The organism is Plasticicumulans lactativorans, from assembly GCF_004341245.1.
In the GTDB taxonomy this organism is placed as follows: domain Bacteria; phylum Pseudomonadota; class Gammaproteobacteria; order Competibacterales; family Competibacteraceae; genus Plasticicumulans_A; species Plasticicumulans_A lactativorans.
The window spans coordinates 23,890-44,031 of sequence record NZ_SLWY01000019.1; the positions used below are offsets into that span (position 1 = coordinate 23,890).

Annotated in this window: 21 protein-coding genes; 7 read left to right on the forward strand and 14 right to left on the reverse strand. The window is 74.0% G+C overall.

The features are described from left to right. Positions 1-17: 17 nt before the first annotated feature. Both EV699_RS16080 and EV699_RS20270 read left to right on the forward strand, forming a co-directional pair. Positions 18-2,762: a cation-transporting P-type ATPase gene (locus tag EV699_RS16080; protein WP_132544639.1), complete on the forward strand. Its 2,745-nt coding sequence runs from the start codon at positions 18-20 to the stop codon at positions 2,760-2,762. Between the two features lie 126 nt (positions 2,763-2,888). Continuing rightward, positions 2,889-3,305 (forward strand): DUF1127 domain-containing protein, encoded by a 417-nt coding sequence (locus EV699_RS20270; RefSeq protein ID WP_243662706.1) that lies wholly within the window; start codon positions 2,889-2,891, stop codon positions 3,303-3,305. A 104-nt stretch (positions 3,306-3,409) separates the two neighbouring features. Here EV699_RS20270 and EV699_RS16090 read toward each other — a convergent pair whose 3' ends face one another. The 7 genes from EV699_RS16090 to EV699_RS16120 form a co-directional block, all read right to left on the reverse strand. Continuing rightward, the gene (locus tag EV699_RS16090; RefSeq protein ID WP_132544641.1) at positions 3,410-3,736 is read right to left on the reverse strand and encodes a YnfA family protein; all 327 of its coding nucleotides are present in this window, start codon (positions 3,734-3,736) and stop codon (positions 3,410-3,412) included. A 16-nt stretch (positions 3,737-3,752) separates the two neighbouring features. Continuing rightward, positions 3,753-4,289: a hypothetical protein gene (locus EV699_RS16095; RefSeq protein ID WP_132544643.1), complete on the reverse strand. Its 537-nt coding sequence runs from the start codon at positions 4,287-4,289 to the stop codon at positions 3,753-3,755. Continuing rightward, on the reverse strand, positions 4,267-4,764 hold the full coding sequence (locus EV699_RS16100; RefSeq protein ID WP_132544645.1) for a hypothetical protein: 498 nt from the start codon (positions 4,762-4,764) through the stop codon (positions 4,267-4,269). The genes EV699_RS16095 and EV699_RS16100 overlap by 23 nt, the downstream gene beginning before the upstream one ends. A gap of 53 nt (positions 4,765-4,817) precedes the next feature. Beyond that, positions 4,818-5,393, reverse strand: coding sequence for a DNA-3-methyladenine glycosylase I (locus tag EV699_RS16105; protein ID WP_132544647.1), 576 nt, complete (start codon positions 5,391-5,393; stop codon positions 4,818-4,820). Between the two features lie 13 nt (positions 5,394-5,406). After that, a complete protein-coding gene (locus EV699_RS16110; protein ID WP_132544649.1) occupies positions 5,407-5,865 on the reverse strand; it encodes a bacteriohemerythrin in 459 nt (152 codons plus the stop codon). 62 nt (positions 5,866-5,927) lie between these two features. Further along, a complete protein-coding gene (locus EV699_RS16115) occupies positions 5,928-6,578 on the reverse strand; it encodes a hypothetical protein (RefSeq protein WP_132544651.1) in 651 nt (216 codons plus the stop codon). A 48-nt stretch (positions 6,579-6,626) separates the two neighbouring features. Then, entirely contained in the window at positions 6,627-7,292 is a 666-nt protein-coding gene (locus tag EV699_RS16120; protein WP_132544653.1) for a GNAT family N-acetyltransferase, read from the reverse strand. A 156-nt stretch (positions 7,293-7,448) separates the two neighbouring features. Between EV699_RS16120 and EV699_RS16125 the strand changes: the two genes are divergently transcribed. Beyond that, the gene (locus tag EV699_RS16125; RefSeq protein ID WP_132544655.1) at positions 7,449-7,859 is read left to right on the forward strand and encodes a hypothetical protein; all 411 of its coding nucleotides are present in this window, start codon (positions 7,449-7,451) and stop codon (positions 7,857-7,859) included. A 126-nt stretch (positions 7,860-7,985) separates the two neighbouring features. Here the strand turns inward: EV699_RS16125 and EV699_RS16130 are convergent, their stop codons facing one another. After that, on the reverse strand, positions 7,986-8,984 hold the full coding sequence (locus EV699_RS16130; RefSeq protein WP_132544657.1) for a LysR family transcriptional regulator: 999 nt from the start codon (positions 8,982-8,984) through the stop codon (positions 7,986-7,988). Between the two features lie 129 nt (positions 8,985-9,113). On the opposite strand from EV699_RS16130, the gene EV699_RS16135 reads away from it, so the two are divergent. The 4 genes from EV699_RS16135 (at position 9,114) to EV699_RS16150 (ending at position 14,382) form a co-directional block, all read left to right on the forward strand. Continuing rightward, positions 9,114-10,067 (forward strand): tripartite tricarboxylate transporter substrate binding protein, encoded by a 954-nt coding sequence (locus EV699_RS16135; RefSeq protein WP_165904175.1) that lies wholly within the window; start codon positions 9,114-9,116, stop codon positions 10,065-10,067. A 149-nt stretch (positions 10,068-10,216) separates the two neighbouring features. Continuing rightward, positions 10,217-12,364: a mechanosensitive ion channel family protein gene (locus EV699_RS20450; protein ID WP_132544661.1), complete on the forward strand. Its 2,148-nt coding sequence runs from the start codon at positions 10,217-10,219 to the stop codon at positions 12,362-12,364. A gap of 74 nt (positions 12,365-12,438) precedes the next feature. Continuing rightward, positions 12,439-13,092, forward strand: coding sequence for a peptide-methionine (S)-S-oxide reductase MsrA (msrA, locus tag EV699_RS16145; RefSeq protein WP_132544663.1), 654 nt, complete (start codon positions 12,439-12,441; stop codon positions 13,090-13,092). A 78-nt stretch (positions 13,093-13,170) separates the two neighbouring features. Then, on the forward strand, positions 13,171-14,382 hold the full coding sequence (locus EV699_RS16150) for an ArsB/NhaD family transporter (RefSeq protein WP_132544665.1): 1,212 nt from the start codon (positions 13,171-13,173) through the stop codon (positions 14,380-14,382). Here the strand turns inward: EV699_RS16150 and EV699_RS16155 are convergent. The 6 genes from EV699_RS16155 to EV699_RS16180 form a co-directional block, all read right to left on the reverse strand. Further along, on the reverse strand, positions 14,379-14,969 hold the full coding sequence (locus EV699_RS16155; protein ID WP_132544667.1) for a DUF4202 domain-containing protein: 591 nt from the start codon (positions 14,967-14,969) through the stop codon (positions 14,379-14,381). The two genes, EV699_RS16150 and EV699_RS16155, sit on opposite strands and share 4 nt — an antisense overlap. 170 nt (positions 14,970-15,139) lie before the next feature. Continuing rightward, positions 15,140-16,867 carry an allophanate hydrolase gene (gene atzF, locus EV699_RS16160; RefSeq protein WP_132544669.1) on the reverse strand — a complete coding sequence of 576 codons (1,728 nt, stop codon included), beginning with the start codon at positions 16,865-16,867 and terminating at the stop codon, positions 15,140-15,142. A gap of 25 nt (positions 16,868-16,892) precedes the next feature. Then, complete coding sequence (gene biuH / locus EV699_RS16165; protein ID WP_132544671.1) at positions 16,893-17,576, reverse strand: biuret amidohydrolase; 684 nt, start codon at positions 17,574-17,576, stop codon at positions 16,893-16,895. Next, positions 17,573-17,953, reverse strand: a complete 381-nt coding sequence (locus tag EV699_RS16170) for a cupin domain-containing protein (protein WP_132544673.1) — start codon at positions 17,951-17,953, stop codon at positions 17,573-17,575. The genes biuH and EV699_RS16170 overlap by 4 nt, the downstream gene beginning before the upstream one ends. Continuing rightward, positions 17,950-18,612, reverse strand: a complete 663-nt coding sequence (locus EV699_RS16175; protein WP_132544675.1) for a cysteine hydrolase family protein — start codon at positions 18,610-18,612, stop codon at positions 17,950-17,952. Before EV699_RS16175 ends, EV699_RS16170 begins: the two co-directional genes overlap by 4 nt. Before the next feature lie 13 nt (positions 18,613-18,625). Then, positions 18,626-20,131, reverse strand: coding sequence for an ABC transporter ATP-binding protein (locus tag EV699_RS16180; RefSeq protein WP_132544677.1), 1,506 nt, complete (start codon positions 20,129-20,131; stop codon positions 18,626-18,628). Between the last annotated feature and the right edge of the window lie 11 nt (positions 20,132-20,142).

Consider the following 20,142-nt stretch of genomic DNA (forward strand, 5'->3'; position numbering starts at 1 on the left):
GTGGAGCACGCCCGCCGATGACCCAGCAGTCAGCCGACGTCAACGCCCCGCTCTGGCACGCGCAGCCGGCCGAGCACGCCTTCGCCGCCCTCGACGCCACCGCCGCCGGGCTCGGTGACGCGCAGGCGGCCGAACGCCTCGCCCGCCACGGCCCCAACCGCCTGGCGCCGCCGCAGCGCGCCAGCGCGCTGACCCGCTTCCTGCGCCAGTTCGACAACATCCTGATCTACGTGCTGCTCGCCTCGGCGGTCACCACCGGGCTGCTCGGCCACCCGGTCGACACCGCGGTGATCCTCGGCGTGGTGCTGATCAACGCCATCGTCGGCTTCATCCAGGAGGGCAAGGCCGAATCGGCGCTGGCGGCGATCCGCGACATGCTCTCGCTGCGCGCCATGGTGCTGCGCGACGGCCAGCGCCGCGAGCTGCCGGCGGAGGAGCTGGTGCCCGGCGACGTGGTGCTGCTCGCCTCGGGCGACAAGGTGCCGGCCGACCTGCGCCTGATCGAGACGCGCAACCTGCGCGTGCAGGAGGCCGCGCTGACCGGCGAGGCCGAAGCGGTGGAGAAGCACCCGGCGGCGGTCGCCGCCGACGCGCCGCTCGGCGACCGCCGCTGCATGGCCTATTCGGGCACGCTGGTGATCTACGGCCAGGCCAGCGGCCTGGTGGTCGCCACCGCGGCCGACACCGAGCTCGGCCGCATCAGCACCCTGCTCGAACAGGTCGGCGCGATGACCACGCCGCTGCTGGAGCAGATCGCGCGCTTCGGGCGCTGGCTGACCGGCCTGATCCTCGGCATCGCCGCGCTGACCTTCGCGATCGGCTGGAGCCTGCGCGGCTACCACTGGGGCGAGATGTTCATGGCGGCGGTCGGGCTCGCGGTGGCGGCGATCCCGGAGGGGCTGCCGGCGGTGATGACCATCACCTTCGCGATCGGCGTGCAGCGCATGGCGCGCCACGCGGCGATCGTGCGCCGCCTGCCGGCGGTGGAGACGCTCGGCTCGGTCACCGTGATCTGCTCGGACAAGACCGGCACGCTGACGCAGAACGCGATGACGGTGAAGAGCCTCGCCGGCAGCACCGCCAGCTACACGGTGGCCGGCGTCGGCTACCAGCCCGAGGGCGGCTTCCGTGTCGACGACGCCGAGGTCAGCCCGGCGGCGGCGCCGCTGATCGGCGAGCTGGCGCGCGCGGTGCACCTGTGCAACGACGCCGTGCTGCGCGAGCACGCCGACGAGTGGACGGTCGAAGGCGACCCGACCGAGGGCGCGCTGCTGACGCTGGCGCGCAAGGCCGGGCTCGACCCCGCGGCGACCAGCGGCGCCTGGCCGCGCCTCGACAGCATCCCGTTCGAGTCGGAGCACCGCTACATGGCGACGCTGCACGCCACCCCGGACGGCGCCGGGGCGGTGCTGTTCGTCAAGGGCGCGCCCGAGCGCGTGCTCGACATGTGCACGGCGCAGCGCGGCGCCGACGGCGAGGAGCCGCTCGCACCGGCGCACTGGCGCCAGCGCATCGAGGCGCTGGCGGCGCGCGGGCAGCGCGTGCTCGCGGTCGCCGAACGGCGCTTCACGCACGCCCCGCGGCCGCTCGCCCCCGCCGACGCCGAGCACGGCCTGACGCTGATCGGGCTGCTCGGCATCATGGACCCGCCGCGGCCCGAGGCGGTGCAGGCGGTGCGCCGCTGCCACGACGCCGGCGTGCGGGTGAAGATGATCACCGGCGACCATGCCGCCACCGCGCGCGCGATCGCCGACGAGCTCGGCCTCGGCGGCAGCGGGCACGTGCTCACCGGCGCCGACATCGAGCGCCTGAGCGACGCCGAGCTGCAGCGCGTGGTGCAGGAGACCGACGTCTACGCGCGCGCGAGCCCCGAGCACAAGCTGCGCCTGGTGGCCGCGCTGCAGGCCAACCGCGAGGTGGTGGCGATGACCGGCGACGGCGTCAACGACGCCCCGGCGCTGAAGCGCGCCGACGTCGGCGTGGCGATGGGCGCCAAGGGCACCGAGGCGGCCAAGGAGGCGAGCGAGATCGTGCTCGCCGACGACAATTTCGCCACCATCGCCCGCGCCGTCGCCGAAGGCCGCACCATCTACGACAACCTGAAGAAGGCGATCGTGTTCTCGCTGCCGACCAACGGCGCCCAGGCGAGCCTGATCGTGGCCGCGATCCTGCTCGGCACCGCGCTGCCAATCACACCGGTGCAGGTGCTGTGGGTGAACATGGTGGTGGCGGTCACGCTGTCGCTCGCGCTGGCCTTCGAGCCGCCCGAGTCCGACGTGATGCGCCGCCCGCCGCGCGACCGCGACGAGGCGCTGGTGTCCGGCTTCCTCGCCTGGCGCGTGGTGCTGGTGTCGGTGGTGCAGACGATCGGCTCGCTCGGCCTGTTCCAGCTCGAGATCGCCCAGGGCACCAGCACCGAGGCGGCGCGCACGCTGGCGGTGAACGCACTGGTCACCGGGCAGATCTTCTACCTGTTCAACAGCCGCTACACCTACGCCTCGTCGGTCGGCCTGCGCGGCTTCGTCGGCAACCCGGTGGCGCTGCTCGGCGCCGGGCTGCTGGTGCTGCTGCAGCTCGGCTTCACCTACCTGCCGCTGATGCACACGCTGATGGGTACCGCCGCGCTCGGCGCGCACGAATGGCTGTGGGTGCTCGGCGTCGGCGCCACGGTGTTCGTGGTGGTGGAGATCGAGAAGGCCGCGCTGCGCCGGCGCCTGGCACGCGCCGCCGGTGGCCGGTCGGCATCACATGATTTCAGCTAAATGACGCAGTGCACAAAACTCGTTTGAGCACTGCACGGAAAATGCCCAGAGTACGCGCCATCGAAGCCCGCCCGCGCGCAGCGCCGCCAGCGCCCCGGGAAGGCCCCCCTGACCGGAGAGATCACGATGTCGTCGCTCAACCTGAACGTTCCGTATTCCACCCAGGTGTCCGTCCTGCGTGCCCGGCCCGCCCCCGCGCCGCAGCCCGAACACGCCGAAGGCGCCGCCGCCCGGCTGCTCACGGCCGCCGTCGGCACGTGGAGCGGATACCAGGCCGGGCGCCCGGCGCAGGCCGAGCACGCCGCGGGCGCCGCCGCCCGGCTGCTCGCGACCGTCGTCAGCGCGTGGACCGAATACAAGGCCGGGCGCCCGCTCGCGACCGCCACGCTGCGCGCCGCGACCGAACGGACGCTGGCGGTGTGGCGCAAGCGCCGGCAGATGCGCGAGGAGCTGAGCTTCAGCACCGACCGCGACCTGGCCGACATGGGCCTGCGCCGCGGCGACGCCGACTACGAGGCCGCCAAGCCGTTCTGGCGCGCCTGAGCGGCTGCGGGCGGCCAAAAGCGGCCGCCGACCACGGCAGACCCGACCGGGGGGCACGGCTCAAGCCGTGCCCCCCGGTGCTTTTCGGGCTCAGGGGTTCGCGCTCAGGCGCCGCGCGGGGCGTACACGATCAGCCCCGCGCCGGCGAGGCACAGCAGCGCCCCGGCGAGGTCCCAGCGGTCCGGCGCCTTGCCCTCGGCGAGCCACAGCCACAGCAGCGCGGTGCCGATGTACACGCCGCCGTAGGCGGCGTAGGCGCGCCCGGCGAAGTCGGCGTCGCTGCGCGTCAGCAGCCAGGCGAAGGCGATCAGGCTGGCGACGCCGGGCAGCAGCCACAGCGCGCTGCGCCCGAGCCGCAGCCAGGCCCAGAAGGCGAAGCAGCCGGCGATCTCGGCCAGCGCGGCGAGGACGAACACGGCGAAGGCGGACATGGCGGCGGCGCCCGGCTCAGGGCTTCGTGATCTCGCGGAAGGTGCCGACGATGCTCTTCAGCCGCGCCTGCAGGCGGCCGTAGTCGGCGGGGCGGCACCAGGCGACGATCTGGAACAGCGCCTCGCGGCCCTCGACCGCGGTGTGCAGGTAGGCCACCGGGGTGTTGCCGTAGCTGCCGCGCACCTCGAACTGGCGGGCGCGCAGGCCGCCGATGGTGAGGTCGTAGGGTTTGCCGGCCTGCGCGTCGACCAGCGGTTCGAGCAGGTCGTCCTGGGTGATCCGCACGAAATCCTCGAAGCCGAGGCCGGGCGTGGCGCCCTTCGCCTCGGTGACGACGATCAGGTACTGGTTGAGCAGGCGCGAACCGATCTGGATCTCGGCGTTGTCGTGCAGCCCGCGCTGCTGCAGCCACTCCTCGGGCATCGTGATCTGGCTGCGGCCGTCGCTCGCCTGCACCACCTGCGGCCCGGCCGCCCAGGCGAGCGCCGCGCACAGCAGCCAGGCGAGCCCGAGCAGGCGCGCGCAGGACTCACTGGCCGGGCGGCGGCGCATGCGCGTCGGCCTCCGCTCCCGCAGCCCCTGCGGCCTCATCCCCGCCCTCCGCCGGCGGCGCGTCGGCGCCGATCACCGCGCTCGCCTCGCAGGCGAGGTCGCGCGCCTGCACCGCCCGCTGCAGCAGCTCGATCGCCGGCACCAGCATGCCGCCGGTCTGCAGCTGCAGCACGCCCTTGATCAGCATGGTGACGTTGTCGGGCTCGCTCAGGTGCTCGACCAGCGCCGAGGGCACCTCGGCGGCCTTGCGCTCGATCAGCCCGGCCGGGTCGACGGCGAGCGCGGCGAGGTAGTCGAGCAGCAGCGTCGGCGGGGTGTCCGGGGCGAGCCCGAGGAAGCGCAGCAGCGCCTGGTCCGGGCGCAGCTTCTCGCCGGCCCAGCGGCCGAGGCGTTCGAACAGGCCCTGCTCGGCGGCGGCGGGCGCCTGCACCGCGGCCGGCGGCGGCGGGCAGTCGAGGCTGGGAAGATCGGGCATCGGGCGTCATGGTGCGGGGCGGGCGCTCATGGAAGCACAGGCCGGCGGCGGGCTCAACGCGCCAGCGCCGCCACCTCGGCGTGGCGGAAGCAGTCGACGGTGTGGTCGTTGACCAGGCCGGCGGCCTGCATGAAGGCGTAGGCGATGGTGGGGCCGACGAAGCGGCAGCCGCGCCGCATGAGTTCGCGGCTCAGCGCCTGCGAAGCCGGCGTCTGCGCCGGCACCTCGGCCAGGCTGCGCCAGGCGTTCTGCAGCGGGCGGCCGTCGACGAAGCCCCACAGCCAGTCGCTGAAGCTGCCGTGCGCGGCCTGCAGCTCGAGCACCGCGCGGGCGTTGCCGACCGCGGCCTCCAGCTTGCCGCGGTGGCGGATCAGGCCGGCGTTGCCGAGCATGGCGTCGATCTCGGCCGCGCCGAAGGTGGCGACGCGCTGCGGGTCGAAACCGGCGAAGGCCTCGCGGTAGGCCGGGCGCTTCTTCAGCACCGTGTACCACGACAGGCCGGCCTGCGCGCCTTCGAGCACCAGCAGCTCGAACAGGCGGGTGTCGTCGCGCAGCGGCACGCCCCATTCCCCGTCGTGGTAGGCGCGGTAGAGCGGGTCCTCGCCGGCCCAGGCGCAGCGCGCGGTCATCGCGTCACCCGGCTCAGTGCCAGAACTTCTTCAGCCAGCCGACGTTGAGCCAGGTGCGCTGCGCGCCGCGGGACAGGAAGTGCTCGCTGTAGAGCCGGTCCTCGCGCTTGATGTGCTCGATCAGCCAGTGCTTGAGGAAGTCCATCAGGTCCACGCGCGAGACGCGGCCGATGTCGTCCAGGCGCTGCTTGAACTGCAGCACCTGCGCGAGCAGCCCCTCGTGGTGGCTCTTGTGGGTCTCGTAGTCGGGGTAGCCGAGGATGCGCATCAGGCTCTCCTCGACCACGAAGTGGGTGCGCGTGTACTCGAGCAGCCTGTCGAAGTCGCGCCGGATGGCCTCGGCGTCGTTGGTCGCCAGCATCGTGGCGTTGATCTGGTTGACCAGATCGACCAGGAAGCGGTGCTGCTCGTCGATCTCCTGGATGCCGACGCTGAGCTCGTCGGACCACTCCATCACGTTGGCGATGCTCATCGGCGTCGGCCCCTCAGGTGTGTGCACGGTCGCAAGCATAGGCGCTGCGCCCGGACGGGCGCTCAGGCCGAGGCCCGCAGCAGGTCCTCGAGGTAGTCGAGGCGACGGCGCGAGATGTCCATGCGGTTGCGCAGGTGCGGGTCGGGTTCGTCGAACATCTCCAGCAGGTCCTCGTAGAAGAACACGCTGAAGCTGTCGATGTAGCGCACGTTGCGGTCGACATCGAGCACCAGGTTGTCGAGCCCGTAGAGGTCGATCAGCTTGCCCTCGTCGTGCCAGGCGCGCGCCGCCTCCAGGAACACCTGCAGCTGCACGCGCGCCTTCGGCAGCGCGTGCAGCAGCGGCACGGCGTCGTCCTCGAAGGTCGGGTTGGCGATGTTGAACCACGGCTGCACCGTCTCGGCGATCACCAGCACGTTGTCGATGCCGTCGACGCTGGTGTAGACGAACATCGCCGCCGGCACGATGTCGCGCAGCCGCGTGCGCAGTTCGTTGTAGTCCCGCTGCAGCACGCGCACCTCGGGGAAGCTGCACAGCGTCCGCGGGCACTTGATCACGCGGTCGACCACCAGTGCGCCGCCGTCGCGCGACAGCACCCGCGTGGTGCGCCACACCTCGCAGTGATTGCCGACCGTCGACATCAGCGTCGTGTTCAGCCCGGCCGTGTTGATGCAGCCGATGCTGGTCGTCAGTTCCCGGTTGCGCCTGCTCATCGCGTCCTCCGTCCCGCCACTGTGCCGCACTGTAACCGATGCCGCCGCTCACTCGGCGCAATCGCCGTTGAGCGCCCGCAGCGACGTCCCCGGTGACCCGTACAGCCAGCGCTCGAAGTGCACGCGGCGCCGCGGCCAGTCGTGGTCGAGCAGCGCGAACCACGCGGTGTCGCGGCTCTCGCCCTTGACCACCATGTGCTGGCGGAACAGCCCCTCGTAGCGAAAGCCCATGCGCGTCGCCGCGGCGCGGCTCGCCGCGTTGCGGCTGTCGCACTTCCACTCGGCGCGCCGGTAGCCGAGCTCATCGAACAGGTGGCCGAGCAGCAGGTAGGTGGTCTCGGTGTTGGCGCGGCCGCGCTGCGCCGCCGGCGCGTACCAGAGGCTGCCGAGCTCGGCGCGCCCCATCGCCGGCTCGACGTTCATCAGCGAGACCATGCCGATGCGCGCCCCGCCGTTGCGGGCGCGCACCGTGAAGGTGAGCTTGTCGCCGCGCGCCGCGCTCGCCGCGAGCGCGGCGGCGAAGGCATCCGCGTCGGCGTAGGGGCCGTCGAGCAGGTAGCGCCACAGCGCCTGCGCCGCCGGCGGCTCGTGCCCGGCACGGTAGAGCCCGGCGGCGTCGGCCACCGGGTCGAGCGGCCGCAGTTCGACGAAGCGCCCCTCGAAGCGGCGCGGGGCGGGGCGCGGCCACGGGCCGCGGGTGCTGGTCTCGCTCATGCGTCACGGCCTCGCGCGGGCGGACGGCGCCCGCTTCGCGCACAGCGTGCCCCAGGCCGCGGGCGCCGCGCCAGCCGCCGCCGGCTCGACGCCGGCGCCGGCGCGCGGAACAATCGGCGCAGCCGCCGACCCGGCGCCGCCGCGGAACCCGTGCCCATGCCCTCCTCCCGCCTCCTCGCCCTCGCCGCGCTGGCCGCGCTCGCCGGCTGCGCCGCCGACATGCGCCCGCCCGGCACCCCCGCCGCCGCGCTGAGCTACACCGGTGCCGGCTACCGCGGCGGCTCCGGCTATGCCGTCGCCATCCACATCGACGCCGCCGGCCAGGGCACCGTGGCGCTCGACAGCGACTGCCGCGGCGGTGCCACCATCGCCCCCGGCAGCGTCGTGCGCGAAGGCGCGCAGCTCAGCCTGCGCGCCTTCGGCTGCAGCGGCAGCACCATCGGCGTCGACCTGGTCAACGTGCGCCTCGAACCCGGGCTCATCGCCGCCGGGCAGCTCTTCTTCCTCGAGCGGCGCGACGGCAACCTCACCCGCATCGGCAAGCCGATGCTGCTCGGCCCGCGCTGAGCCGCGCGGCCCGATCCCTGCGCGCTAGCGCGGCTTCGGCCACGGCGGCCTGACGCCCCGCCTTCGCCGGCGCGGCACGACCGCGCCGCCGGGGTTCCGCGGGCAGCCAGCAGCGGTGCCACGGCCTCAGTCGCCGGTCGAGGAGGCGCGCCCGTAGGATCGGCGGTACCAGTCCGGGCGCTCCTCCGGGTTGCCACGGGACAGTGGCACCTCGCGGCCGGCTTCGAGGGCCTGCAGGCGCGCCTCGATGAAGCCCAGCACCACCCGCAGCGCGGGCGACCCCTGCCGCAGCGGTCGGTGCACCAGCTTGACCGGCGGGTCATCGGGGGTTTCCCAGTCCAGCAGGGCCGGTACCAGACACCCATCGCGCAGCAGGTGCTGGACGGACAGGTCGGCGAAACGGCCGATGCCCTCGCCGGCCAGCACCGCCTCCAGGGCGAGGTCGCGGTGATCGCTGACCAGCCAGCCCGACAGCTTGACCGCCTCCTCCTCGGTACCCCGCCGGTAGCGCCAATAGTCGAGCAGCACCCCCTTCGGCGTGCGCACCAGAAAGGCCGCGTGCCGGGCGAGGTCCCGCGGCCGCTCGGGCATGCCGTGACGGGCCCAGTAGGCCGGGGTCGCGCAGACCAGCAGCCGCATCCGCGCGACCTCGCGCACGACCAGGTCGAGCGCCTCCGGCCAGCCGAGCACGACGCAGATGTCGATGCCGCTGGCGTCGACGTCCGCGATCGTCGTGCGGTCGACCATGCGCAGTTCGATCTGGATGTCGGGATAGTCGCGGTGGAACGCCGGGAGCGCCGGCAGGATCCAGAAGCGCGTCATCAGCGGGGGCGCCTCGACCACGACCGTGCCCCGCGGGCTCTCGCCGCTGCGGCGGAAGCCCTGTTCGGCTTCGGCGAGCCGGGCGACGACGCTCTCGCAGACGGCGAGGTAGCGTTCCCCGTCGGCGGTCAGCACCAGGCCGCGTGCCGTGCGGTCGAAGAGGCGCACGCCCAGCTCCCGTTCGAGCGCGGTGACCAGCTTGGCCACCGCCGGCACGCTCACCGCGAAGCGCCGCGCCGCCCGCGAGAAGCTGCCCTCGCCGGCGGCGGCGACGAAGTACTGGATGGCGCGCAGCTTGTCCATCGGTGTCTCCGGGAGCACGGGAAGCCGCAGCTTAAACCGAAGGTTCACACCGGGCTTGCCGGCCACGGCATCGCCGTGGCGATGACCGGCGCACTACGATGGCCGCACGATCAGCCTCGGAGGTGCGGAATGAAACGCTTGCTGGGTCTGCTGTTGTCGCTCGGTCTGGCAATGGGGGCCGCGCTGGCGGACGGCTACCCCGGGAAACCGGTCAGCCTGATCGTGCCGCTGCCCGCCGGCGGCCCCACCGATGCCGCCGCGCGCATCATTGCAGAGGCGCTCGCGCGGGCGCTCGGCCAGCCCTTCGTCGTCATCAACCGGCCCGGTGCGGAAGGCGCCATCGGCGCCCGCGCCGCGGCGACCGCCGCGGCGGACGGCTACACGCTGCTGTTCGGCGTGGCCTCGCTCGTCGCCCTGCCGCTCCTGCAGGAACCGCCCCCGCTGGATGTGGCCCGTGACCTGAGCCCGGTCGCCACGATCGGGCGCTTCCCGTTCGTCCTGTCCGTCCATCCCGCGGTACCGGCCACCGACGTGGCGGCGTTCGTCGCCTTCGCGCGCAGCCGCGAGGAACCGCTGATGTATGCCGCGAGCACCGCGGGCGAGGAACTCGCGGCTGCGGAGTTCCGGCGGGCGACGGGCGTGCGCCTGACGCGGGTGCCCTACAAGGGCAGCGCGCAGGCCATCCCCGACCTGCTCGCCGGCCGGGTGCAGGTGATGTTCGGGCCGGTCGCCAGCGTGCTGCCCCATGCCCGCGACGGCAGGCTGCGCCTGCTCGCGGCGCTGACGCCGGCACGCATCCCGGCGCTGCCGGAGCTGCCGACGCTGGCGGAAGCCGGCATCGCCGACGTCACGGTGCCGTCCTGGCAGGCGGTCTTCGCGCCCGCCGGGACGCCGCAGCCGATCGTCGCGCGGCTCGCGGCGGCGATCGACACGGCGCTGAGCAGCGCGGAGGTGCGGGCACAGCTCGACCGCCTCATGCTGCAGCCGGAAACCTCGTCGCCGCAGGCACTCGCCCGCAGGATCGACGAGGATGGCCGCATCTGGCAGCGGTTCGCCCGCGACGACATGCGGGCCGCGCCGTGAGGCGAGCGCCGCCAGCGGCTGCGCGGAGACACCGTTGACCGGTGTCATCGGGCTGCCGGCAACCGGATCACAGGGCCGCACGATGCCCCTGCGCGCGGGCACCCCCGCCACGCTGCCAAAACGCCGCGCATGCCGTAGCCTTGGGCGGCATGAAACCGCGCGCCCGCTTCGCCCCCTGGCTGTACCTCCTGCCCCTCCTGTTCGCCGCGATCGCCGCCGTGCACGCCGCCGACGGCGCGGTGACCGTGGTGCTGCACCCGGGCGACCAGCCGCAGCGCCTCGCCACGGTGGTCGAGGCGCTGCGCGACAGCAGCCGGCCGCTGACGGTGCGCTGGGAGGACGCGCCCGCCGCCGCACCGGCCACCGCAGCGGTCGCTCCGGCCGCCAGCGCCGCGCCGGGGCTGTGGACATCGTTCGAGGCCGGCCTGGCGAAGGACCTGCGCGGCCTCGTGTACCTGCCGGCGCTGCTGCAGGCGATCGCGGCGGCGTGGCCGGGGCCGGCGGACACCGCGTGGCTGCTCGGGCTGTTCGCGGTGGCGGGGATCGGCGCCTGGGGGGTGCACGCGCTGCTGCGGCGCCTGTCGGGCACGCGCCCGGCGCCCGCGCCCGACCTGGTCGAGCGCCTGCGCGCGAGCTGCTTCGTGCTGCTGATCGACGCCGCGGCGCTCGCCGCCTTCGTGCTGCTCGGCCGCATCGGCCTCGCCTGGCTGACCGCCGACGCGGCGCGCGAGGCCGGTGAGCGCCTGCTGCTGGGCGGTGCGACCGCGGCCCTGTACCTGCTCTGCGGGCGCTTCCTGCTGGCGCCCGGTGCGCCCGCCCGGCGCCTGCTGCCGCTGCCCGACCCCGGCTGGCACTTCGGCATGCTGCTCGCCTACGGCGTGCTCGGCTCGGCGGTCGGCCAGAGCGTGCGGCTGGCGCAGGACCTGCGCGGCGACGCGCTGGCGACCGAGGGGGGCTTCCTGCTCGGCGCGACGGTGCTGACGCTGCTGAAGCTCGTCTGGTTCTGGGGCGGGCGCCACGGCATCAGCGCGCTGGCCCGCGGCGAAGGCATGCAGCCGCCGTGGCGCTGTGTGCTCGCCGCCGCGCTGCCGTGGCTGCTGATCGCCTTCGCGGTGCTGATCTGGATGCTCGGCTGCATCGCCGCGGCGGCGCCGCAGCGCGCGCACTGGGGCGCGGCGGCGGGGGCGACGCAGATCCTGGTGCTGGTGCTGCCGATCGCCGCCATCGGCGCCGATGCCCTGGTCGGCACGCTGATCGAGCGCCGCACCGGCGGGCGCGCGCTGGCGCCGCTGCCGGCCGCCGCCACCACGGTGGCACGCACCCTCGCCGGCGGCGCCGTGTGGGTGTTCGGGCTGTACGCGATCGCGCGGATGTGGAACCTCTACCTGCTCGATCCCGGCTCGTCGGCCGCGCTGGCGGCGATCGGCGCGCTGCTGCGGATCAGCGCGGCGCTGATCGCGGCCTGGGTGGCCTGGCGCTTCCTCGGCGCCTGGTTCGACGCGCACGCACCGCAGCCGCGCAGCCTGGTGCCGGGCGAGGATGAGGGTGAGGTCCCGGTGCAGCAGGGGCGCTTCGCCACCGTGCTGCCGCTGCTGCGCCACCTGAGCCGCGGCGCGATCCTCGCGGTCGGCACGCTCGTGGTGCTGTCGGCGCTCGGCATCGACATCGGGCCGCTGCTGGCCGGCTTCGGCGTGCTCGGCCTGGCGCTGTCGTTCGGCTCGCAGGCGCTGGTGCGCGACATCATCTCCGGCGCGTTCTTCATGGCCGACGATGCCTTCCGCCTCGGCGAGTACGTCGACACCGGCCGCCTGCGCGGCACCGTGGAGCGCATCACGCTGCGCTCGGTGCAGTTGCGCCACCAGAACGGCCAGATCCACACCGTGCCGTTCGGCCAGCTGCAGGCCGTCACCAATTTCAGCCGCGACTGGGCGACGATGAAGTTCACCATCCGCATCGAGCGTGACGCCGACCTCGAGAAGGCGCGCAAGACGATCAAGAAGGTCGGCCTGCTGATGCTCGAGGACCCGGAGCTCGGACCGGACTTCCTGGTGCCGCTGAAGCTGCAGGGCATCCAGGACATCACCGACACCGCGGTGGTGCTGCGCCTGAAGTTCACCTCGAAGCCGACCCGGCCGACCTACCTGCAGCGCGAGGCGCTGAAGCGCGTCTACCGCGCGCTGCAGGAGGCCGGCGTGGCGCTCGCCTCCAACGTCGTCACCGTGCGCGGTGGCGAGGCGTCGGCCGCCGCGGCAGCGGCCGTGCCCGCCGGCCCCGCCGCCGCGCTGCCACCGCTCTGAGCGCGGCGGGCGGCATCCCGCCGGGCCCTGCGCGCGTAAGATCGGTACCATCCCACGCCCCGAGGAGGCCTCCGATGTTCGGCTTCGGCAAAAAGACCGAGATGGTCGACCCCGCCCATGCGCTGCCCGGCCGCGAGCAGGCGATGCGCGTGCCCGCGCAGCACTACGTCAACGGCCACGCGCTGCTCCCGCCCTTCCCCGCGCCGCTGCAGCGCGCGCTGTTCGGGCTCGGCTGCTTCTGGGGCGCGGAGCGCAAGTTCTGGCAGCGCGCCGGGGTGTGGTCGACGATGGTCGGCTACGCCGGCGGCTACACCCCCAACCCGGGCTACGAGGAGGTCTGCAGCGGGCGCACCGGCCACGCCGAGGTGGTGCAGGTGGTGTTCGACCCGCGCGAGGTGAGCTACGCCGAGCTGCTCGCGCTGTTCTGGGAGGCGCACGACCCGACCCAGGGCATGCGCCAGGGCAACGACGTCGGCACCCAGTACCGCAGCGCGATCTACACCTTCGACGACGCCCAGCTCGCCGCCGCCGAGGCCTCGCAGGCAGCCTACCAGCGCGCGCTGAGCGCCGCCGGCCACGGCGCGATCACCACCGAGATCCGCCCCGCGCCGCCGTTCTACTACGCCGAGGACTACCACCAGCAGTACCTGGCGAAGAACCCCGGCGGCTACTGCGGGCTCGGCGGCACCGGCGTGAGCTGCCCGGTCGGCCTGACCGGCGGCGTCTGAACCACCCCTCGCTTTACCCCCTCCCCCTTCCCTTCCTCCCGCGGCGGGGCGCTTGCGCCCCGCCCATTCTCCAGAGTCATGATGATCGCCACTCTGATCTTCCTTGCCACCTACCTCGTGATCGCCGCCGGGCGCGTGCCCGGCTGGCACATCGACCGCGCCGGCGCGGCGCTGCTCGGCGCCGCGCTGATGGTGGCGAGCGGCGTGCTGACGCTCGAACAGGCCTACGCGGCGGTCGACGCCGACACCCTGGTGCTGCTGTTCGGGATGATGATCGTCGTCGCCAACCTGCGCCTGTCCGGTTTCTTCCGCCTGGTCAACGCCTTCGTGGTGCGCCGCGCGCGCCACCCGCTGCTGCTGCTGCTGGCGGTGGTGCTGGTGTCGGGGCTGCTGTCGGCGCTGCTGGTCAACGACACCATCTGCCTGGTGATGACGCCGCTGGTGCTCGAAGTGGTGCTGGCGCTGAAGCGCCGGCCGCTGCCCTACCTGCTGGCGATCGCGATGGCGGCCAACATCGGCTCGGTGGCGACGATCACCGGCAACCCGCAGAACATGATCATCGGCACGCTGTCGGGGCTGCCCTACGGTGCCTTCGCCGGCGCGCTGTGGCCGGTGGCGGCGGTCGGCCTGCTGCTGGCGACCGTGCTGATCGCGCTCGCCTTCCCGCGCGAGTTCCTGGTGCGCGGCGGCCTCGGCGCCCCGGCGCTGCGCCCGCCGCGTGTCAATGTCTGGCTCGCCGGCAAGTCGGCGCTGGTGCTGGTGGCGATGGTGGCGGCCTTCTTCCTCGGCGTGCCGCCGGCGGAGGTGGCCTTCGTCGGCGGCGCCTACCTGCTGCTGACGCGCCGCGTGAAGGTGGCGAAGATCTACCTGGAGATCGACTGGCCGCTGCTGGTGATGTTCGCCGGCCTGTTCGTCGTCGTCGGCGGGCTCGAACACGCGGTGCTGACGCCGGCGCGCGTGGCCGAGCTCGGCAGCCTCGGGCTCGACCGCCTGCCGGTGCTCGCGCTGCTCACCGCGGCGCTCTCCAACCTGGTCAGCAACGTGCCGGCGGTGCTGCTGCTGAAGCCCTTCGTCGCCCCGCTCGCCGATCCGCAGGCGGCCTGGCTCGGCGTGGCGATGGCCTCGACCCTCGCCGGCAACTTCACGCTGCTCGGCTCGGTGGCGAACCTGATCGTCGCCCAGCGCGCGCGCAGCCTCGGCGTCAGCGTCGGCTTCTGGGCCTACTTCGCGGTGGGCGCGCCGCTCACCGTGCTGAGCATCGCCGCCGGCGTCTGGCTGCTCGGGCCCTAGCCGCCGAGCGCGCGGGCGACGATGCCCTGCGCGTAGGGCGACAGCGGCAGCGTGGCGGCGGCGGCCTGGCCGACCGGCGACATCTTCGCCCAGGTCTTGCGCACGATGCCGATCACCTTGGCCTCGTCGTGCTGCGGGCCGAAGGCGTCGAAGTCGTACTGCAGGAAGGCGAGGCAGATGGCGTCCTCCAGCGCCTGCGCCTCGGCGTCCTGCTTCAGCCGCTCGCGGCGGATCAGCGCCTGCGTGCGGGCGAGGGTGTCGGCGTCGAAGCCGAGCTGCGCCAGCACCGCGCCGGCCTGCTCGGCGTGGAAGCGCTTGAGCTCGGCGCGCCAGCGCAGGTAGCCCTCGCGGGTCATCGGGTAGCCGCTGCGCGGGTGCTCCCAGCGGCGCAGGTGGTGCGCGCGCGCCGCCAGCCGCAGCGCCTCGCCCGCCTGCGGGTACATCCGCTCCAGCCAGGTGCTGACGCGCCGGGCGTTGATCCACTCGCGCGGCACCGGCGCGCCGTCGTCGCCGGGCACGCTGACCGGGTCGTGGGCGTTGGCGGCATCGAAGGCGGCGTAGGCGCGGGCGAGGCGGTCGGCGGTCATGGCGGCGGCTCCGGGCAGGTGACGGCCCCAGAGGATAGCCCCGCCGCGGCACGCGCCGAACCTCCCCGCACCGCGAACCCCTGCCCCCGGGAAGCCCTTCTCCCCCTGGGAGCAGGGCCGCGGGGATGAGGGTTCTTTCAGCAGCGGCGACCCGCGCCCGCGCGGCGGCCTCAGCGGGCGGCGAGGTAGGCGCGCCAGCCGCCGTAGGCGGTGATGTCGGTGGCCTCGGCGAGCGCGTGGCCCTCGCAGATGAAGCCCTTCACCCAGCGCCCGTCGGCGAGTTCCACGCTGCCGATGCCGAGCGGCGCGGGGATGCCGGCCATGAAGCTGCCGAGCGTGGCGAGCGGCAGCCGCCACACCTCGACGGCGATCGCCGTGCCGGCGGCGGGGTCGCGCACCAGCCCCGGGCGGTACGGCGGGCCGCCGGCGAGCGCGTACAGCCGGTACGCCGGCGCGGTGTGGGTGGCCTCGACCAGTGTCGCGCCGCGCTCGGTGAGCTGGTGGTTGAGCGGCAGCCCCGACAGGTGCGCGCCGCACACCAGCAGTTCGAGGGTCTCTGCCGGCGCCGCGGCGGCGAAGCGCGCGCCGAAGGCGAGCAGGCGGCGGTCGTGGCCGGCCGGCGCGAACAGCGTGACGCCCCAGGGCAGGCCGTTCGGCAGGCGCCCGGCGCCGGGCACCGCCAGCGCCGCATAGTCGAGCAGGTTCATGAAGTTGGTGTAGATGCCGAGGTTGGCGTTGAGGCGGATCGGGTCGGCCTCGACCTCGCGGATGCGGTAGTGCGTGGGCGCGGTCGGCGTCAGCACGAAATCCAGCTCGGCGAGCACCGCGTCGGTGCGCCGCTTGAGTTCGAGCAGCCGGTACTGCGCCTGGAACGCCGCCACCGCGCCGAGCCCGGCGGCCGGCTCGATGATCGCGCGCGTCACCGGCAGCAGCGCGTCGGGCCGCGCCTGGATGAAGTCGGCGATCGCGGCGTAGCGCTCGGCCACCCACGGCCCCTCGTAGAGCAGGCGCGCGGCCTCGCGGAACGGCGTGAAATCGATCGCCACCGCCTCGCCGCCGGCGGCGACCATCTGCGCGACCGCGCCGGCGAAGGCCGCGGCCATGTCGGCATCGCCGCAGAATTCGAGCTGCCCGGCGGCCGGCACGCCGAAGCGGAAGCGCGCCGGGGTGTCGGCCGGCACCAGCGCGAGTTCGCGGGCGTAGATGTCCTCGGCGTCGAAGCCGGCGGCGACGTCGAGCACCGCGCGCGCATCGACGGTGTCGAGGGCGAAGATCGAGAGGCAGTCGAGGCTGCGGCAGGCCGGCACCAGCCCGCGCGCCGACAGGAGCCCCTTGCTCGGCTTGACGCCGACCAGCGCGTTGAGCCCCGCCGGCACCCGCCCCGATCCCGCCGTGTCGGTGCCGAGCGCGAAGCTCGCCAGCGCGTGCGCGACGGCGACCGCCGAGCCGCCGCTGGAGCCGCCGGAGACGTACTCCGGGTTGTAGGCGTTGCGGGTGGCGCCGTAGGGCGAGCGCGCGCCGACCAGGCCGGTGGCGAACTGGTCGAGGTTGGCCTTGCCGACCGGGATCGCGCCGGCGGCGACCAGGCGCTCGACCACGTGCGCCGAGCGCTCGGGCAGGTAGGCGTAGGCCGGGCAGGCGGCAGTGGTCGCCACGCCGGCGAGGTCGATGTTGTCCTTGATCGCGAACGGCACGCCGTACAGCGGCAGGCTGGTCGGTTCGCGGCCGTCGAGGGCGGCCAGGTAGGGTTCGAGCTCGGCCGCGGTCAGCGTGCTGATCCAGATGTTGTCGTCGGCGTGCAGCGGGATGCGCGCGAGGATGTCGGCGATCACGCCGCGCGGCGTGCGGGTGCCGGCGACGTAGTCGCGGCGCAGGCTCGAAAGGCTCAGGTCGATCATGGTTCCGTCACGGGTGGCTGCGGGGTCAGGGCAGGTGTGCGAGCAGCGTGGCCGCATCGGCCACGGCGCCGAACACGCCGCCCTGCATTTTGATCATCTTGATCGCCGCGAGGTGATTGCCGTGGTCGGTGGCGCCACAGCAGTCCTCCAGCAGCAGGCACTCGAAGCCGCGGTCGTTGGCCTCGCGCATCGTCGTGTGCACGCAGACGTCGGTGGTGATGCCGGCGAGCAGCAGGTTGCGGATGCCGCGCGTGTGCAGGATCAGCTCCAGGTCGGTGGCGCAGAACGAGCCCTTGCCGGGTTTGTCGATGACGATCTCGCCGGGCGCCGGCGCGAGTTCGGGGATGATCTCCCAGCCCGGCTCGCCGCGCACCAGGATGCGCCCGCACGGCCCGGCGTCGCCGATGCCGGCGCCGATGCGCTGCGAGCGCCAGCGCTTGTTCGCCGGCAGGTCGGCGAGGTCCGGGCGGTGGCCCTCGCGGGTGTGGATGATGGTGTAGCCGCGCGGGCGCAGCGCCGCCAGCACCTGCGCGATCGGCCCGATCGGCGCGCGCGTCAGCGACAGGTCGTAGCCCATCGCGTCGACGTAGCCGCCCTCGCCGCAGAAGTCGGTCTGCATGTCGATGACGATCAGCGCGGTGTTGCCCGGCGCCAGGCGGCCATCGAAGGGCCAGGGGTAGGGGTCGGCGGGGATGAAGGTCTCGCTCATGGCTGCTCTCCGGGGCGGTCGACGGCTGCGGGGTCTTCGAGGAAGCGCACGGGCCGCTCCCAGACGATCAGCACCAGGCAGCCCTCGTCGCTCCACACGTGGTGGCGGCTGCCCGGCGGGTTGACGACGAGGCTGCCGGCCGGGTAGCGCCCGCGCGGATCGCTCTGCGCGCCCTCCAGCACCAGGATCAGCTCGTGGCCGACGTGTTCGTGGGCGGGCACCCGCGCGCCCGGCGCGTAGCGCAGGTAGGCTGCGGTGAAGCCGCCGTCGGCGGCGCGGTAGACCGGGGCGATGGCGACGTCCGGGCGCAGCGGCGCCCAGTCGAGCGCGGCCGGCGCGTTGCCGAGGGCGGCGGCGAGCACGGTCTGCGCGTTCATGCCAGCGCCGCCGCGAACGCCGCGAGCGGCGCGGTCCAGCCGACGATGCCGCCCTGCGCGGCGATCATCGCCAGCGTCGCCGCCTTGAACGCGGGGAAGTAGCTCGCGGTGGCCTCGTCGATCAGCAGGCACTCGTAGCCGCGGTCGTTGGCCTCGCGCATCGAGGTCTGCACGCACACCTCGGTGGTGACGCCACCGAACACCAGGTGGGTGATGCCGCGCGCGCGCAGCCGTTCGTCGAGCCCGGTGCGGTAGAACGCGCCCTTGCCGGGCTTGGCGATCACCGTCTCGCCGGGGTGCGGCGCGCAGGCCGGCACGAAGTCGTTGCCCGGCTCGCCGTCGATCAGGATGCGCCCCATCGGCCCGCGGTCGCCGATGCGCAGGCTCGCCGCACCGCGCAGGCGCTTGGCCGGCGGACAGTCGGCGAGGTCGGGCCGGTGCGCCTCCTTGGTGTGGATGACGGCGATGCCGTGCGCGCGGCACAGCGCGAGCAGGCGCGCGGCGGGCTCGACGCAGGCTTCGAGCCGGCTGACGTCGTTGCCGAGCGCCTCGCCGAAGCCGCCGGGCTCGATGAAGTCGCGCTGCATGTCGATCATCACCAGCGCGGTGGACGCGGGTTCGAAGGCGTAGGGGCCGGGGTCGGCGGCGAGTCGAGGCATGCGGCGCTCCGCTTCAGTGGGCGGCCATGTGGCGGCCGAGGGTGTGACGGTCGGCGGCGGCGGGGGTGGTCTCGTGGACGATGCGCCCGCCGCTGATCACCAGCACGCGGTCGGCCAGCGCGAGGATCTCGTCGAGGTCCTCGCTGACCAGCAGCACCGCGGCGCCGGCGTTGCGCGCCGCCATCAGCCGCTGGTGGATCGCCGCCGCCGAGGCGAAGTCGAGCCCGAACACCGGGTTGGCGACGATCAGCAGCGCCCGCGGCTGCGCCAGCTCGCGCGCCAGCACGGCGCGCTGCACGTTGCCGCCGGAGAGCGCGGCGATCGGCGCGTCGGGCCCCGGCGTGCGCACCTGGAAGGCGGCGATCAGCTCGCGCCCGCGCGCGCGGATCGTGCCGCGGCGCAGCCAGCCCAGGCGCGTCTGCGGCGGGCGGTCGAAGCTGCGCAGCGCGAGGTTGTCGGCGACGCTCATCTGCGGCACGCAGGCGTTCTTCAGCGGCTCCTCGGGCAGGCTGGCGAGCCCGGCGCGGTCGATCTCGGCGCGCGAGCCGCGGTACGCCGCGCCGTCGACCTCCAGCACCCCGGCGGCGACCGCGCGCTGGCCGAGCAGCGCCTCGACCAGCTCGCGCTGGCCGTTGCCGGAGACGCCGGCGAGGCCGACGATCTCGCCGGCGCGCACGTCGAAGCCCATGCCGGCGACCGCGGCCACGCCCTTGTCGTCGTGCACCGCGAGGTCGGCGACGCGCAGCCGCGTCACCCCCGGCACGCGCGCCGCGCGCGCCGGCGGCTCGGGCAGCGCCTCGCTGCCCATCATCAGCGCCGCCATGCGCTCGCGGCCGAGCTCCGCCACGCCGCCGCGGCCGACGTAGCGGCCGCGGCGCAGCACCGTGACCTCGTCGCAGAACGCCTCCACCTCGCGGAACTTGTGGCTGATCATCAGCACGCTGAGGCGCCCGGCGCGGGTCAGCCCGTGCAGCAGGCCGAGCACCTCGTCGGCCTCCTGCGGCGTCAGCACCGAGGTCGGCTCGTCGAGGATCAGGAAGCGGCGGTCGAGGTAGAGTTGCTTGAGGATCTCGGCCTTCTGCTTCTGCCCGGCGGCGAGCGTCGCCACCGGCGCGTCGAGCGGCACGTGCAGCGGCGCGGTGTCGAGGAAGGCTTCGAGGCGCGCGCGCTCGGCGGCCCAGTCGAGCACCGCCGGCAGCCGCGGGCGCGCCAGCACCAGGTTTTCGAGCACGCTCAGGCCCGGTGCGAGCGTGAAGTGCTGGTAGACCATGCCGAGGCCGAGCGCGTCGGCATCGGCGGGGTGGCGGATCTCGCGCTCGCGCCGGTCGACCAGGATCGCACCCTCGTCGGGCATCTGGTAGCCGACGATGCACTTCACCAGCGTGCTCTTGCCGGCGCCGTTCTCGCCGAGCAGCGCGTGGAAGCTGCCGGCGGCGACCTTCGTCGACACCCCCTGCAGCGCGACGAAGTCGCCGAAGCGCTTGCCGAGGTCGACGACCTCCAGTTCCAGTGCGGCCATCGGCCCCTCCG

Excerpts from the sequence above, each read along its gene's own strand:
- EV699_RS20270 (WP_243662706.1), top strand. The coding sequence starts at position 2,889 with ATGTCGTCGCTCAACCTGAACGTTCCGTATTCCACCCAGGTGTCCGTC.
- EV699_RS20450 (WP_132544661.1), top strand. The coding sequence starts at position 10,217 with ATGAAACCGCGCGCCCGCTTCGCCCCCTGGCTGTACCTCCTGCCCCTC.
- EV699_RS16155 (WP_132544667.1), bottom strand. The coding sequence starts at position 14,969 with ATGACCGCCGACCGCCTCGCCCGCGCCTACGCCGCCTTCGATGCCGCC.
- EV699_RS16120 (WP_132544653.1), bottom strand. The coding sequence starts at position 7,292 with ATGAGCGAGACCAGCACCCGCGGCCCGTGGCCGCGCCCCGCCCCGCGC.
- EV699_RS16150 (WP_132544665.1), top strand. The coding sequence starts at position 13,171 with ATGATGATCGCCACTCTGATCTTCCTTGCCACCTACCTCGTGATCGCC.
- msrA (WP_132544663.1), top strand. The coding sequence starts at position 12,439 with ATGTTCGGCTTCGGCAAAAAGACCGAGATGGTCGACCCCGCCCATGCG.
- EV699_RS16170 (WP_132544673.1), bottom strand. The coding sequence starts at position 17,953 with ATGAACGCGCAGACCGTGCTCGCCGCCGCCCTCGGCAACGCGCCGGCC.
- EV699_RS16175 (WP_132544675.1), bottom strand. The coding sequence starts at position 18,612 with ATGCCTCGACTCGCCGCCGACCCCGGCCCCTACGCCTTCGAACCCGCG.
- EV699_RS16130 (WP_132544657.1), bottom strand. The coding sequence starts at position 8,984 with ATGGACAAGCTGCGCGCCATCCAGTACTTCGTCGCCGCCGCCGGCGAG.
- EV699_RS16115 (WP_132544651.1), bottom strand. The coding sequence starts at position 6,578 with ATGAGCAGGCGCAACCGGGAACTGACGACCAGCATCGGCTGCATCAAC.
- EV699_RS16180 (WP_132544677.1), bottom strand. The coding sequence starts at position 20,131 with ATGGCCGCACTGGAACTGGAGGTCGTCGACCTCGGCAAGCGCTTCGGC.
- EV699_RS16100 (WP_132544645.1), bottom strand. The coding sequence starts at position 4,764 with ATGCCCGATCTTCCCAGCCTCGACTGCCCGCCGCCGCCGGCCGCGGTG.
- EV699_RS16090 (WP_132544641.1), bottom strand. The coding sequence starts at position 3,736 with ATGTCCGCCTTCGCCGTGTTCGTCCTCGCCGCGCTGGCCGAGATCGCC.
- EV699_RS16105 (WP_132544647.1), bottom strand. The coding sequence starts at position 5,393 with ATGACCGCGCGCTGCGCCTGGGCCGGCGAGGACCCGCTCTACCGCGCC.
- EV699_RS16095 (WP_132544643.1), bottom strand. The coding sequence starts at position 4,289 with ATGCGCCGCCGCCCGGCCAGTGAGTCCTGCGCGCGCCTGCTCGGGCTC.
- EV699_RS16135 (WP_165904175.1), top strand. The coding sequence starts at position 9,114 with ATGAAACGCTTGCTGGGTCTGCTGTTGTCGCTCGGTCTGGCAATGGGG.
- EV699_RS16125 (WP_132544655.1), top strand. The coding sequence starts at position 7,449 with ATGCCCTCCTCCCGCCTCCTCGCCCTCGCCGCGCTGGCCGCGCTCGCC.
- EV699_RS16080 (WP_132544639.1), top strand. The coding sequence starts at position 18 with ATGACCCAGCAGTCAGCCGACGTCAACGCCCCGCTCTGGCACGCGCAG.
- EV699_RS16110 (WP_132544649.1), bottom strand. The coding sequence starts at position 5,865 with ATGAGCATCGCCAACGTGATGGAGTGGTCCGACGAGCTCAGCGTCGGC.
- biuH (WP_132544671.1), bottom strand. The coding sequence starts at position 17,576 with ATGAGCGAGACCTTCATCCCCGCCGACCCCTACCCCTGGCCCTTCGAT.
- atzF (WP_132544669.1), bottom strand. The coding sequence starts at position 16,867 with ATGATCGACCTGAGCCTTTCGAGCCTGCGCCGCGACTACGTCGCCGGC.